This is a genomic window from Kluyvera sichuanensis (assembly GCF_014218705.1).
Taxonomy (GTDB): Bacteria; Pseudomonadota; Gammaproteobacteria; order Enterobacterales; family Enterobacteriaceae; genus Kluyvera; species Kluyvera sichuanensis.
Genome location: NZ_JABBJF010000008.1, coordinates 42969 through 55682, shown reverse-complemented (window position 1 = coordinate 55682; position 12714 = coordinate 42969). Strand labels below are relative to the sequence as shown.

Sequence of the window (12714 nt, the reverse complement as noted above, 5' to 3'; positions counted from 1 at the left end):
AATTTAACAAATAGGAAACAACGGTTAACCTATTAGTTTTTTTTATCTGAGCCATTATAATTTGTCCGTTGAGCTTCTACCAGCAAATACCTATCATGGCGGCACTTCCTGAGCCGGAACGAGAAGCTTTTTTTGGAATGCGTGTTCTGAAGGGCTTTTGGCTTACGGTTGTGATGTTGTGTTGTTGTGTTTGCAATTGGTCTGCAATTCAGATCACGGTAGCAAGGCTACCCTTTTTCACTTCCTGTACATTTACCCTGTCTGTCCATAGTGATTAATGTAGCACCGCCTATTTGCGGTGCTTTTTTTTGCCTCAAATTCCCCCGAACCGCTCGTCAAAGTTGAAAGCCGGGCAAAATTGCGCGACGATCTCCTTATTGATATGAGGAATTTCATGAACGCCTTCTCCCCCGCGCACTTTCGCGCCCAGTTTCCCGCCCTGCACGATGCCGGGGTGTACCTTGATAGCGCCGCCACCGCGTTAAAACCGCAGGCGGTTATCGAGGCGACAACAAATTTCTACTCGCTGAGCGCGGGTAACGTTCATCGCAGCCAGTTTGCTGAAGCACAGCGCCTGACCGCGCGCTATGAGGCCGCCCGCGACCAGGTCGCCGGTTTGCTCAACGCGCCAAGCGGCAAGGATATCGTCTGGACGCGTGGAACCACCGAAGCCATCAATATGGTAGCCCAGTGCTACGCACGCCCGCGTCTGCAACCGGGCGATGAAATCATCGTCAGCGTCGCCGAGCACCACGCCAACCTGGTGCCGTGGCTGATGGTCGCCCAACAGACCGGCGCGAACATCGTCCAGCTACCGCTAGGCGCCGATCGCCAGCCCGACGTTGAACGGCTAACCGCGCTGATTACCCCACGCAGCCGTATTCTGGCGCTGGGGCAGATGTCCAACGTCACCGGCGGCTGCCCCGATCTGGCCCGCGCTATCACCCTCGCCCATCAGGCGAATATGATAGTGATGGTCGACGGCGCACAGGGTGCCGTCCACTTTCCGGCGGACGTGCAGGCGCTGGATATCGACTTCTACGCCTTCTCCGGTCATAAACTTTACGGGCCAACCGGCATCGGTGCGCTGTATGGTAAAAGCGAACTGCTCGATGCCATGACCCCGTGGCTCGGCGGCGGCAAGATGATAAGCGAGGTGACTTTCGATGGCTTCACCACGCAGCCGGTGCCCTATCGCCTGGAAGCGGGTACGCCAAACGTCGCCGGGGTGATTGGCCTCAGCGCGGCGCTGGAGTGGCTGTCCGAAATTGACATGGCACAGGCTGAATCCTGGAGCCGGGGTCTGGCGACGCTTGCGGAAGAGGAACTGGCAAAACGACCGGGCTTTCGCTCCTTCCGCTGCCAGGACTCCAGCCTGCTGGCCTTTGATTTTGCTGGCGTTCACCACAGCGATATGGTGACGCTGCTGGCGGAATACGGCATTGCGCTGCGCGCCGGTCAGCACTGCGCTCAGCCGCTGCTCGCGGCGATGGGCGTGAGCGGTACGCTGCGCGCCTCGTTTGCCCCTTACAATACGCAGGACGACGTACAGGCGCTGGTCAGCGCCGTCGATCGTGCGCTCGAACTTCTGGTGGATTAATGACGATGCCTTTACTCGCCGAACACCCGTTCGGCACCAGCGTAACGCCTGAGACGTTGCGCCAGCAGTTTGTGGCGCTATCGCAGTGGGAAGAGAAATATCGCCAGCTGATCCTGTTAGGGAAAAAGCTTCCAGCGCTGTCGGACGAACTTAAAGCGCAGGCGCGCGAGATCCCCGGCTGCGAAAACCGCGTCTGGCTGGGCTACACTCAGACGCCAGACGGTGCGCTGCACTTCTTTGGCGATAGCGAAGGTAGGATTGTACGCGGCCTGCTGGCCGTGCTGCTGACGGCAGCGGAAGGCAAACAGCCGGCAGAGATTCTGGCAGACGATCCGCTCAACCTGTTCGATGAACTGGGGCTGCGCGGTCAACTCAGCGCCTCACGCACTCAGGGCCTGACGGCCCTAAGTGAGGCGATGATGGAAGCCGCGCGTCAGGCGCTGGCCTGACGCGCCGCTTTCGCGAGCATTTTCTTCAGCGCATGGGACACCGCTACGAAGCCAAAGGTGGCGGTAACCATGGTCGCCGCGCCAAACCCGGCGGCGCAGTCCATGCGCTTCGGCCCTTCCGCCGTGCTTTTCATGGCACAGACCGAACCGTCCGCCTGTGGGTACACCAGCGCTTCAGTTGAGAAGACGCAGTCCACGCCAAGCTTGCCTTTGCTGTTCTTCACCACGCCAAAATCGCTTTTCAGCCGCTCGCGCAACTTCGCCGCCAGCGGGTCCTGAATGGTTTTCGCGAGGTCACTCACCTGAATCTGCGTCGGGTCAATCTGCCCGCCCGCGCCGCCGGTGGTAATCAGCGGCACCTTATAACGACGACAGTAGGCAATCAGCGCCGCTTTCGGGCGAATGCTGTCGATAGCATCCACCACGTAGCTGTAGCCCGCTCCCATGTACTCAGCGACGTTATCCGGCGTGACGAAATCGTCCACCACGGTGACGCGGCACTCGGGGTTAATCTGCCGGATACGCTCGGCCATCACTTCCGCTTTCGCCAGCCCGACGTTACCGCCAAGGGCGTGAATCTGACGGTTGGTGTTGGTGACGCAGACGTCATCCATATCGATAAGCGTGATCGCACCAATGCCGGTACGCGCCAGCGCTTCCGCCGCCCAGCTACCTACGCCGCCGATACCGACCACGCACACGTGCGCATCAGCAAAAACCTGCAGCGCTTTTTCACCGTACAAACGTGCCGTGCCGCCAAAACGCTGGCGCCAGGCGTCACTGATAACCACAGACATAAAACCTCAAATTCATTGATATCGAGCATTCCCGGCGTCGCGTTGCTCGGCCGGGCTACAAGACTTAACCGCTAAACACATTCCCGCCGCTGGACGCCGTTTTCAGCACCCATACGCGGCCGTAGTGATTATACCAGCCTGCGCGATGCCCGGCATCCGGGCCGATGCCCTGGTAGATGTCGAAGTGCTGGCCCTTAATCGCGCCGCCAACATCCAACGCCACCATCAGGCGCAGCTCGTACTGACCGTTAAACTTACCGTTATTGTCGAGTTGCGGCACTTCAGCCAGCAGCGTCGTGCCCGGCGGAATGATGCTGCGGTCAGACGCCACGGAGGCGCGGCCAATCAGCGGTACGGCGCTAGCGCCTTTCACCGGGGCAAACGACTGCGGTTTAAAGAAGACAAACGACGGGTTCTGCTCCAGCAGTTCGCGGACTTCCGCTTCGCTGTGGGTTTCGCCCCAGTGGCGGATCGCCTGCATCGACATATCTTCACGCTTCACTTCACCACGGTCGATCAGCACCTTACCGATGCTTTTATATGCCCAGCCGTTTTTGCCCGCGTAGCTAAAGAAGTTCAGCGGAGAACCATCACCGAAATCAATATAACCGCTGCCCTGCACATCCATGATGAAGTTATCCATCAGCGAATTACTGTAGGCCAGTATGTAGTCATCGCTCAGCCCACCGGCATAAATGCTGGCGCGGGACGGCAGCTTGCCGCGTTTAGGAGGCATGCGGTAGATCGGGTACTGGAATTCGCCCTGCCGCGTATGGCGCGCCTGGACAACCGGGGTGTAGTAACCGGTAAACTGTACGTTGCCGTAGTTGTCGGTCCCTTCCATCTGCCAGGCATCAATGCCGTACTGACGCATGGTGCGGGTATCGCCACCGGCCAGCAGCCACTGCTGCACGGCGCTATAAAGGTTGCTCTGGTTGCCGTAGAGGCGCGGAGAGGCGTTACGAATCTCATTTAACTGCTGCGCAAAGTCGCCCGCGTTAATTGGCGCGCCGACGGCATCAGGTTGATTCACGAGTGAGAAAGGCTGGGTGAGTTTCCCGTCTTTATACTGTTGACCGCGATCGGTCGGTTTTGACGAACAGGCGGCTAGCATTGCCAGCAGTGCGCCCGTTGCCACATATTTGGCCCAACGTCCTTTCATGGTATTTTGTGTTCCGCATAGTCGAAAGTGCCCGGTGAAGATAACAAACCCCCAGGGGTATTGAAATGCGAACGCGACCCACGGTAACCAATTCGCACAAAAAAAGCGCAAATTGCGTCGTATCCGTACAACTTATAAAAAAATGAGTGATTTGCCGCAAAAATAGTTGCAACAAATGCTGAGCAGAGTATAGTGCGCATCCACGGACGCGGGGTGGAGCAGCCTGGTAGCTCGTCGGGCTCATAACCCGAAGGTCGTCAGTTCAAATCTGGCCCCCGCAACCAATTAAAATCAGAAGCAGTAACGTTACTCGATGGAAGAGTAATGACGGACGCGGGGTGGAGCAGCCTGGTAGCTCGTCGGGCTCATAACCCGAAGGTCGTCGGTTCAAATCCGGCCCCCGCAACCAATTAAAATCTGATGCAAGTTTACTCGATGAAGAGTAAAGACGGACGCGGGGTGGAGCAGCCTGGTAGCTCGTCGGGCTCATAACCCGAAGGTCGTCGGTTCAAATCCGGCCCCCGCAACCAATTAAAATGACACCCATATGGGTGTTTTTTTTTTGCCTGTCATCCAGCCTTTCGGCTACTCTGCGCCACCCTTTCGAATGGCGCATTCCCGCAAACTACGCTTCTTTATGCTCACGCATAATCGTATAAATCTTTTCGATATCAATATGCTGACGCATTGATGCTGCCAGAATATCAAACTGCTGCGTCTTATAACGCGCATAGTGAAAATCATTATCCAGCGCCGCCAGCCCTTTACGCCCACGCAGGCCGTTGACCAGCGTACGGGTAAATTCGTCGCTATCAAACAGGCCGTGAAGATACGTACCGAAAACCAATCCGTCCTCACTGACCGCGCCGTCAGCGCTGTACTGGCCGTTTTTGCAGAGCTGCATCAACGCACAGCCCGTGCCTGACGGCGTAGTCTCACCCATATGAATCTCATAGCCACGTAACGACAGACCTGACACTGGCGCCAGCCAGCCCGGCAGCGCATCGCTAAGCATCGCCGTCGCCTGAGTGGTGGTTTTCGTCGGCGCAAAACGCGTCACCACGTTCAGCAGTCCCAGGCCGGGCAAGGTCCCCAACCCCGATTCGACGTTATCGGTAAGCGTATCGCCAAGCATTTGATAGCCGCCGCAGATCCCCAGCACCGGCACGCCCTGACGTTGCGCCTGTAAAATCCCGTGCGCCAGACCGCTATCCTGCAACCACAGCAGATCGCCCAACGTATTTTTACTGCCAGGCAGGATAATCAGGTCCGCGCCGGACAAATCTTCCGCATGCCGGACGTAGCGCACCCGCACGTCCGGCTGGGCCGCCAGCGCGTTGAAGTCGGTAAAGTTGGAGATATGCGGTAGCTGTACCACCGCCACATCAATCTCATAGGCTCCGGTATGACGGTATTTGCCCTTTTGCAGCGCCACGCCGTCCTCGTCTTCCAGGTCAACGTCCAGCCACGGCATGACGCCCAATACCGGCACGTTGGTCAGCGCTTCAATCTGTTCAATGCCGGAGTGCAGCAGCGAAACATCACCGCGAAACTTATTAATAATCACCCCTTTCACCCGCGCCCTTTCGTGCTCATGCAGCAGCGCCAGGGTGCCGTAGATAGAGGCAAACACGCCGCCGCGATCGATGTCGGCTATCAGAATCACCGGGCACTGCGCCATCTCGGCCATGCCCATATTGACGATATCACGGTCGCGCAGGTTAATTTCCGCCGGGCTGCCCGCCCCTTCCAGAACCAGCACGTCAAACTCGCTCGCCAGACTCTGGTAAACCGCCATGATCTGCTCACGCAACCGCGGCTTGTAATCGTGATAGCTGACGGCATCCATGCTGGTTGCTACCTCGCCCATCAGCACAATCTGCGCTTTGCGGTCGCTGGTTGGCTTGAGCAGAATCGGGTTCATTCGCACGTCTGGCGCGATGCCCGCCGCTTCAGCCTGAAAAATCTGCGCGCGCCCCATCTCTTTGCCGTCAGGCGTAATACCGGAGTTGAGCGCCATATTCTGCGACTTAAACGGCGCGGTGCGCAGGCCATCCTGATAGAAGATGCGGCACAGCCCCGCCACCAGCATACTTTTGCCAACATCAGAGGCGGTACCTTGCAGCATTATGGCCTGGGTCATCGATTTCCTCGTTCACGCATTTGACGGAAAAACTCCGCCTCGGTTTTACACAGCGGCAGCCCCAGCTCCGCATGCAGCTTCACCAGCCACGGCTGGCTCAGCCCCGCCTGTTCAATCAGCGCGGTACGGGCAAACACCTCGCCCGGCTCCCCCTCGGCCAGCACTTCGCCGTGGCGCAGCACGTACACCGCGTCGCTGACCTCATAAATTAAATCAATATCGTGACTGGAAATCACCACATGATTGCCCTGCGCCACGATGCGCTTGATGATTTCAATCATCTGCGCGCGCCCGGAGGGGTCCTGCCCGGCGGTCGGTTCGTCCAGCAGCAGGTATCGCGCCTGCAATACCAGCGCGCTGGCAATCGCCACCCGCTTTTTCTGCCCGTGGCTCAGACACTGAATCGGCTGCTGACGGAAGTGCTGGGCATCGACCAGCGTCAGCGCATCGTCTACCCGGCGAGCAATCTCATCCTCCGCCACGCCGAGATTACGCAAGCTGAAAGCGATGTCGCTATCAATATCGGTGTAGAAAATCTGCTGGTCCGGGTCCTGAAATACGGTCGCTACCTGCTGGCGCAGCGCCAGCAGCCCGCGCTTGCTGTAGTCCAGCGGCTTGCCTTGCCACAGCACCGCGCCCTGCTGCGGGCGCAAAAGCCCGCTGAGATTCATAAACAGCGTCGATTTCCCGCAGCCGTTGGCCCCAACGAGGCCGGTGACGGCCTGGCGCGAGAAATCCAGCGTCAGCCCTTTAAGCGTCGGTTCCTGCTGGTAGCGAAACCAGAGGTCAGTGGTAGCCAGCATGACGTTCCTTAGAGGTGAAAATCACCCTGATACAGTTTGATATCCAGCACGGTACTCATCTGCTGATAGCGGATTAACACACGCGTAAACAGCAGGCTCACCAGCATCGCCAACGAGCGATAGCCCAGACGGACGTTACGATAACCAAAGCGCAGCGTCTGCGCCCGGTGAATCGCCATCGCCTCATCCAGCAGGATAAAGATAAAGCGCCAGGTCAGCAGGATCTGCTCGATCAGCAGGCGCGGCACACGGCCGCGCTTGAGCAGCACGATAAGCTGCGGGAACGGCAGGTTCAGCACCAGCCAGAAGGTCGCGGACAATGCCGCCAGGCTACGCCAGAAGGTCTCGTTGGCGGTCGCAAGCCCGGCAGCGGTAATGCCGAGCGAGAACGACCCCAGCGGCACGCTGACCAGCAGCGCGTGTGGGTCGCGGCTGACGCTAAAGATAATCGTCACCACCCCCACCAGCAGAAAACCCAGCGGCAGCGCCATCCAGCGGAGCCAGCGCCACAGCGAGATGCGCAGCAGCCAGCAGGTAAAGCCCGCCGTCAGCGCCATCAGCAGCGCCTGCCCCAGCGGCGGCAGGCTAAAGGCCAGCACCATCATCAGCAGCCAGAGCAGAAACTTACGCTCTGGGGCGACGTGAAACCAGCGGCTCTGATAGCTCAGCCGATCAAGCCCGGTCATCATTGCGCTGGCGGCCCTTGTAGTAACCAAGAATATAGAAGATCACCGCCGCGCCGAGGGAGCCTTGCAGGGTAAACAGCAGGCTCTCAATTTCGCCGCTCGCGGGTTCATACAGCGGGTGGAACCACGGCTCATAGCCAGGATCCACAGCGGTAATCACCCCTTCAGCCTGATCGTCCGAGCCGCCGTATTCGCCACCGTGGTTGATAAAGAACGGCAGGATAACCAGCGCAATCACCATCGCCAGCAGAATTAATGTCTTTTTCATCTTAGCGTCCCTCAGTGGCGATCAGCTGTCGCTTGGTTAACTGCTCGTAGATCATCACCGTCAGCAGACCTTCGGCAATGGCGATTGGAACCTGAGTCAGGCAGAAGATCCCCATAAATTTCAGGCTCGATCCCACAAAGCCCGTCTGCGGATCCGGGAAGGCCACGCCAAGCTGGAGTGAGGTGACAAAATAGGTCGCCAGATCCGCCAGCATCGCGCACAGGAACACCGACACATCGCGGCGAAACCCGGCCTTGCAGGCCATTTTCCACACCAGATAGCCGACGATTGGCCCAATTACCGCCATCGACATACCATTAGCGCCGAGCGTCGTCAGGCCACCGTGCGCCAGCAGCAGCGCCTGGAACAGCAGGACGATAGCGCCGAGAATGGCCACCACGCCCGGCCCAAACAGGATAACCGCCAGCCCAACGCCGGTTGGGTGCGAACAGCTACCGGTAACCGAGGGGATTTTCAGCGCCGAGAGCACGAAGATAAATGCCCCGCACAGCGCCAGCAGCACCTTCTGGTTGCTGTCCTCCTGCACGATGCGGCGCAGGCGTACCAGCCCGTACCACAGGCACGGTAAAAACAGCAGCCACCAGGCCAGCGCCCACATCGGCGGCAGGAACCCTTCCATGATGTGCATCGCAAAGGCTTCTTGCGGCACCACCAGCAGCAGTACCGCCGCCGCGAATCCGCTGAGCGACAGTCGCTTCAGCTGTTGTTCCAGTTTCATTGTCCTTGCTCCCACTGTTTATTCACCAGAATGGTGGAGAAATACGGCAGCGGCAGGTCGTCAGCGACCTCGCCTAAATGCCGCCAGCACTGCTCGCCGGGCAGCGTCGCCTCGGCCATCAACAGCGCGTTATCCAATAAACCTGCTTTAGCCAGCAGCGCTTTGATGCGCGGGAAACGGCCGTAGACTTTCATCAGCACCAGGCTGTCGTGCTGCGCCAGCGCGCGTTCAATCTCCTCTTCCGGCGCGGTACAGGCCACCACCGCCAGCGACTGTTGTTCCATCGCCAGCGGCGTTTTGCTGCGGGCGGCAATGGCGGCGAAGGAGGTCACGCCGGGGACAATCTCCAGCCACTCCGGGCTGCCGATGCGCTGGAGTAAAAAGACCCAGGTGCTGAACAGCATGGCATCGCCGAGGGTGATAAAGCCGACGTTTTTCCCGGCTTCCACTTCACGCACCAGCGCCGCCGAAACGTCGTCCCACACCGCCTCTTTTTCGGCGCTGTCGGCGCTCATGGGGAAGTGGCAGCAGCGCACCTCGGTCTGTTCACCGAGGTATTCACGCACGATGGAGAGCGCCAGGCTGTCGCCCCCCTTGCGCCCTGCCGGGGCGTAAAGAATATCCAGCGAGCCCAGAATGCGCGCCGCGCGAACGGTAATCAGGTCAGACGCACCCGGCCCGGTGCTCAGGGCGTACAGTTTGCCGCTCATGCTGCCTCCAGAGACTGCTGCAGATGTTCAACGAACATGGCGCGCACCACCGGGTTTTCGCCCAGCCCGCACAGCCACGGCGTGGCCGGAATGCCCGCGGCGTTAAACAGCGTTTTCCACGAGTCCTCTTCGTCGGAAGCCATGTCGTTGATGGCGTGATCGCCCGCGACCAGCATCAGCGGCATCAGGTGGACGGCGCTGACGCCCTCTTTGCTCATGCTCTCAATCAGCACCTCCACTTCCGGGTAACTCTCCACCGCGCCGACTCGCGCCGGGAAGCGCTGGGCGGTCATCATATGGTCAAGGCAGGCGTAGGCGGCAAAGGCATGGTGGCTGGCACCGTGGCCCATAAACACCACCTTTTCGTTGGCGTTCAGCGCGGGCATTTGTTGAGTCAGCGCGCCCATCAGACGCACATAGTCGTCGTGGCCGCTCAGCAGCGGCGTGCCAAGCGTCAGGCGTTTAAACCGCGGGCGCAGGCTCTGCACTTCGCGGGCAATTTTTTCATATTCGTCGCCGTTGATGATGTGCAGCGACTGCACCGCTACGTCTTCGTATCCGAGATCCGCGAGCTTTTGCAGTGCTTCCAGCGGCGTATCGGTTTCAATGCCGTCGCGCGTTTTCAGCTTGCGGATGATCATGCCAGAGGTAAAGGCGCGGAACAGGTCGCGGTCGGGGCAGCTGGCCGCCAGCTCGCGTTCGCAGGCAACAATATTCTTCTCGCAGGTATCGTGGTAGCTGGTGCCGAAGCTCACCACCAATAGGGCTTTTTTCATGCTTGATTCCTTTTGTCGTCGGCCTGCCAGCGCGCTAAGCGCTCGGCGAAGGCGGACTGACTTTCCAGTAGTTCATCGCCGGACACTAGCGGTGCCGGGCGGGTAATCACGATACAGGGAAGCCCCGCATCCAGGCAGGGCTGCACCTTTTCCAGATAGCCGCCTTCCGCGCCGGAGGCTTTGGTCACCACCACATCGGCGCGGCAATGGCGGTAAAACGCGGCGTTAAACTCGGCGCTGAACGGCGCGCAGATGGCAAAAATTTCGCCCACACCAAAGCCGAGGTCGGTGCACTGCTGCACCACGTTCGGCACCGGCAGCACGCGGGCCAGCAGCGTTTTCTCCGGCAGCCCGGCACGCCACAGCGCCAGATCTTTGCTGCCGGTGGTCAGCAGCACGCGCTGGCCCAGCGGTTTAATCCGCTCACAGGCTTCATCAATGCTGGTGACGTAGCGCAGCAGCGGGTGCGTCAGTGCGCCCTGCTGATCCGGGCGCTGGTAGCGGCTCAGCAGGACGCCCGCCTCAGTGCACGCATCCAGCACGTTGCGGCTGACCGCTTCGGCGTAAGGATGAGAAGCGTCAATCACCCAGCGCGTTCCGTGCTCGCGAAGCCAGGCCACCATTTCCGACTTTTCCAGACGACCGCAGCGCACTTGCCCCTGAATATCCCCCGCCAGCGCTTCCCCCGTGGGGGTGGCTACCGATACGGTGTAGCGCACCTGTGCGGCATCCAGCTGCAGACAAAGCGCGCGCGCATCGCTGGTACCGCCGACCACCAGCACATCACCGAAACTCACAGCACATAGCCTCGCGGTGTGATCATCAGGTCATCCTGCACGTAGGTGGTTTTGTTGCCGACGATAACCAGGCTGGTCATATCCACCGGTTCAAAATCCATCGCGCCGAGGGTCGTCAGCCATTTTTCCTGCTTTTTACGCCCGGCGGACTTCACCACGCCCACCGGCGTATCGGCGCTTTTGACGGCGGAGAGCAGTTCAAAAGCGCGCGCCAGATGCCCTTCACGGCCCCGGCTGCGCGGGTTATAGAAGCAGATAACAAAGTCGGCTTCCCCGGCGGCGATAATGCGTTTTTCAATTACCGGCCACGGGGTGAGCAGGTCGCTCAGGCTGATATGGCAGAAGTCGTGCATCAGCGGCGCGCCCAGCAGCGAGGCCGCGGCAATACTGGCGGTCATGCCTGGAATCAGGCGCACTTCCACGTCCAGCTTCTGTTTGCTCACCAGCTCCAGTACCAGCCCCGCCATGCCGTAAATGCCCGCGTCGCCGCTGCTGATTAGCGCCACGTTGTGCCCCGCCTGTGCCAGCTCAATCGCCGCCTGGCAGCGTTCAATCTCTTTGCACATGCCGGTTTTGATCACCTGCTTGTCGCCGGTAAAAGCCTTCACCAGATGGGTATAGGTTTTGTAGCCCACGACGATTTCCGCCGCCTGCAGCGCCTCGACGGCTTCCATGGTCATCATGGCCTGCGAGCCAGGGCCGATTCCGATTACGCTTAACATCTGTCTGTTACTCCCAAGGTAATGGTGATGCCCTGTTCACGCAGGGTCTCGCCTACTAGATTTCCGTTACTCATCTGCCACGCTGACGGACCAGAAACGCTGCCCACCCCGACCGTCTGCTTCACAAACAGCGAGGAGGGAAAACGGTGTTCGTGTTCGCACAGGGCAGCCACGCTAAAAATTTCAAACGGCACATCGAGGTTGCTCGCCAGCTGTATCAGCCCCAGTTCATCCTGCTTCACGACGATGCTGCCGATGGCTTTCAGCGCCAACGGGTCGAGGTGATGCGCGGCAAGCTGGCGATGGAGCAGTTCGCTTATCAACGCGCAGGGCGTTCCACGGCGACAGCCAATGCCCGCCACGATGCGCCGTGGCACCAGCTTCCAGTGCGGCAATGGCAGCGCTGGCAGCGTGTCGCGCAAGGTCACGCACACCAGCGCGTCCAGCGCAGGGAGCGCATTGAGGTCGGTCACGGTAATAAACCCGCGTCGGTCGCAGCGGCTCACCGCCTCCGTCAGCGGTTCATCCCACCACAGGCCAACACGCTGCTGACTGACCAGCATCTGGTTGACGGTTTTCACCGCCGAGCGGAAGTCGTGCATCCGCGCATTGAGCTGGCAGGCCAGCGTATCCAGCGCCGCCACGTCGTTGACGTCGGTCGCGGTGGTGATAACCGGGTCAACGCCGAGAATGCCCGCCAGATGCCGGGCGAGGTCATTCGCCCCGCCGATATGCCCGGAGAGCAGGCTAATAACGTGCTGGCCGCGCTCATCAATCACCACCACCGCCGGGTCATGGAATTTATCCACCAGCAGCGGCGCAAGCGTGCGCACCGCAATCCCGGTTGCGCCGATAAAAATCAGCGCCGTATCGCGATGAAACGCCTGACCAACGCTGGCAGCAAAGCTACCGTCAAACGGCAGAAATCCCGGCTCTACCAGCCCTTCGCGGGTGTAGCAGGCCATCGGCAGCACTGCGCTAAGCCGTTTTGCCAGCGCCACGCCGCCGGGGGTCAGGCAGAACAGCGCAATGCGCTCAGGCTTTGCGGTATTCATGGCTAAA

General features: G+C 59.7%; 14 protein-coding genes and 3 tRNA genes. 5 read left to right on the top strand and 12 right to left on the bottom strand.

The window, feature by feature from the left end; all coding sequences use genetic code 11:
• The first annotated feature begins 394 nt into the window (after nt 1–394).
• A complete protein-coding gene (gene csdA / locus HII27_RS11240) occupies nt 395–1600 on the top strand; it encodes a cysteine desulfurase CsdA (protein WP_185667984.1) in 1206 nt (401 codons plus the stop codon).
• Nucleotides 1600–2049, top strand: a complete 450-nt coding sequence (gene csdE, locus HII27_RS11235) for a cysteine desulfurase sulfur acceptor subunit CsdE (protein ID WP_185667983.1) — start codon at nt 1600–1602, stop codon at nt 2047–2049. The genes csdA and csdE overlap by 1 nt, the downstream gene beginning before the upstream one ends.
• Here csdE and tcdA read toward each other — a convergent pair.
• A complete protein-coding gene (tcdA, locus tag HII27_RS11230) occupies nt 2034–2846 on the bottom strand; it encodes a tRNA cyclic N6-threonylcarbamoyladenosine(37) synthase TcdA (RefSeq protein ID WP_185667982.1) in 813 nt (270 codons plus the stop codon). The genes csdE and tcdA overlap by 16 nt on opposite strands.
• Nucleotides 2847–2910: 64 nt before the next feature.
• Nucleotides 2911–4008, bottom strand: a complete 1098-nt coding sequence (mltA, locus tag HII27_RS11225) for a murein transglycosylase A (RefSeq protein ID WP_185667981.1) — start codon at nt 4006–4008, stop codon at nt 2911–2913.
• A gap of 207 nt (nt 4009–4215) precedes the next feature.
• Here mltA and HII27_RS11220 point away from each other — a divergent pair.
• The 3 genes from HII27_RS11220 (at nt 4216) to HII27_RS11210 (ending at nt 4538) form a co-directional block, all read left to right on the top strand.
• Nucleotides 4216–4292, top strand: a tRNA-Met gene (locus tag HII27_RS11220).
• Nucleotides 4293–4340: 48 nt separating this feature from the next.
• Nucleotides 4341–4417, top strand: a tRNA-Met gene (locus HII27_RS11215).
• 44 nt (nt 4418–4461) lie between these two features.
• Nucleotides 4462–4538: transfer RNA gene (locus HII27_RS11210), tRNA-Met, on the top strand.
• 95 nt (nt 4539–4633) lie between these two features.
• Here HII27_RS11210 and HII27_RS11205 read toward each other — a convergent pair.
• The 10 genes from HII27_RS11205 to cbiG are packed head-to-tail and all read right to left on the bottom strand — an operon-like array spanning nt 4634 to nt 12707.
• A complete protein-coding gene (locus HII27_RS11205; protein ID WP_185667980.1) occupies nt 4634–6151 on the bottom strand; it encodes a cobyric acid synthase in 1518 nt (505 codons plus the stop codon).
• Nucleotides 6148–6954, bottom strand: a complete 807-nt coding sequence (locus HII27_RS11200) for an energy-coupling factor ABC transporter ATP-binding protein (RefSeq protein WP_185667979.1) — start codon at nt 6952–6954, stop codon at nt 6148–6150. The genes HII27_RS11205 and HII27_RS11200 overlap by 4 nt, the downstream gene beginning before the upstream one ends.
• A gap of 8 nt (nt 6955–6962) precedes the next feature.
• Nucleotides 6963–7640, bottom strand: a complete 678-nt coding sequence (locus HII27_RS11195; protein WP_185668076.1) for an energy-coupling factor ABC transporter transmembrane protein — start codon at nt 7638–7640, stop codon at nt 6963–6965.
• Complete coding sequence (locus tag HII27_RS11190) at nt 7627–7908, bottom strand: energy-coupling factor ABC transporter substrate-binding protein (protein WP_185667978.1); 282 nt, start codon at nt 7906–7908, stop codon at nt 7627–7629. The genes HII27_RS11195 and HII27_RS11190 overlap by 14 nt, the downstream gene beginning before the upstream one ends.
• A 1-nt stretch (nt 7909) precedes the next feature.
• On the bottom strand, nt 7910–8647 hold the full coding sequence (gene cbiM / locus HII27_RS11185; protein WP_185667977.1) for a cobalt ECF transporter S component CbiM: 738 nt from the start codon (nt 8645–8647) through the stop codon (nt 7910–7912).
• A complete protein-coding gene (locus tag HII27_RS11180; RefSeq protein WP_185667976.1) occupies nt 8644–9357 on the bottom strand; it encodes a cobalt-factor II C(20)-methyltransferase in 714 nt (237 codons plus the stop codon). The genes cbiM and HII27_RS11180 overlap by 4 nt, the downstream gene beginning before the upstream one ends.
• Complete coding sequence (gene cbiK / locus HII27_RS11175) at nt 9354–10133, bottom strand: sirohydrochlorin cobaltochelatase (RefSeq protein WP_185667975.1); 780 nt, start codon at nt 10131–10133, stop codon at nt 9354–9356. The genes HII27_RS11180 and cbiK overlap by 4 nt, the downstream gene beginning before the upstream one ends.
• On the bottom strand, nt 10130–10930 hold the full coding sequence (locus tag HII27_RS11170; protein ID WP_185667974.1) for a cobalt-precorrin-6A reductase: 801 nt from the start codon (nt 10928–10930) through the stop codon (nt 10130–10132). The genes cbiK and HII27_RS11170 overlap by 4 nt, the downstream gene beginning before the upstream one ends.
• Entirely contained in the window at nt 10927–11652 is a 726-nt protein-coding gene (locus HII27_RS11165) for a precorrin-3B C(17)-methyltransferase (RefSeq protein WP_185667973.1), read from the bottom strand. Before HII27_RS11165 ends, HII27_RS11170 begins: the two co-directional genes overlap by 4 nt.
• A complete protein-coding gene (cbiG, locus tag HII27_RS11160; RefSeq protein ID WP_185667972.1) occupies nt 11646–12707 on the bottom strand; it encodes a cobalt-precorrin 5A hydrolase in 1062 nt (353 codons plus the stop codon). Before cbiG ends, HII27_RS11165 begins: the two co-directional genes overlap by 7 nt.
• Between the last annotated feature and the right edge of the window lie 7 nt (nt 12708–12714).

Bases quoted from the DNA above. Each gene is read 5' to 3' on its own strand.
- cbiK (WP_185667975.1), bottom strand. From the start codon at position 10,133: ATGAAAAAAGCCCTATTGGTGGTGAGCTTCGGCACCAGCTACCACGAT.
- tcdA (WP_185667982.1), bottom strand. From the start codon at position 2,846: ATGTCTGTGGTTATCAGTGACGCCTGGCGCCAGCGTTTTGGCGGCACG.
- cbiM (WP_185667977.1), bottom strand. From the start codon at position 8,647: ATGAAACTGGAACAACAGCTGAAGCGACTGTCGCTCAGCGGATTCGCG.
- csdE (WP_185667983.1), top strand. From the start codon at position 1,600: ATGACGATGCCTTTACTCGCCGAACACCCGTTCGGCACCAGCGTAACG.
- HII27_RS11205 (WP_185667980.1), bottom strand. From the start codon at position 6,151: ATGACCCAGGCCATAATGCTGCAAGGTACCGCCTCTGATGTTGGCAAA.
- HII27_RS11200 (WP_185667979.1), bottom strand. From the start codon at position 6,954: ATGCTGGCTACCACTGACCTCTGGTTTCGCTACCAGCAGGAACCGACG.
- csdA (WP_185667984.1), top strand. From the start codon at position 395: ATGAACGCCTTCTCCCCCGCGCACTTTCGCGCCCAGTTTCCCGCCCTG.
- HII27_RS11165 (WP_185667973.1), bottom strand. From the start codon at position 11,652: ATGTTAAGCGTAATCGGAATCGGCCCTGGCTCGCAGGCCATGATGACC.
- HII27_RS11195 (WP_185668076.1), bottom strand. From the start codon at position 7,640: ATGACCGGGCTTGATCGGCTGAGCTATCAGAGCCGCTGGTTTCACGTC.
- HII27_RS11180 (WP_185667976.1), bottom strand. From the start codon at position 9,357: ATGAGCGGCAAACTGTACGCCCTGAGCACCGGGCCGGGTGCGTCTGAC.
- HII27_RS11190 (WP_185667978.1), bottom strand. From the start codon at position 7,908: ATGAAAAAGACATTAATTCTGCTGGCGATGGTGATTGCGCTGGTTATC.
- cbiG (WP_185667972.1), bottom strand. From the start codon at position 12,707: ATGAATACCGCAAAGCCTGAGCGCATTGCGCTGTTCTGCCTGACCCCC.
- mltA (WP_185667981.1), bottom strand. From the start codon at position 4,008: ATGAAAGGACGTTGGGCCAAATATGTGGCAACGGGCGCACTGCTGGCA.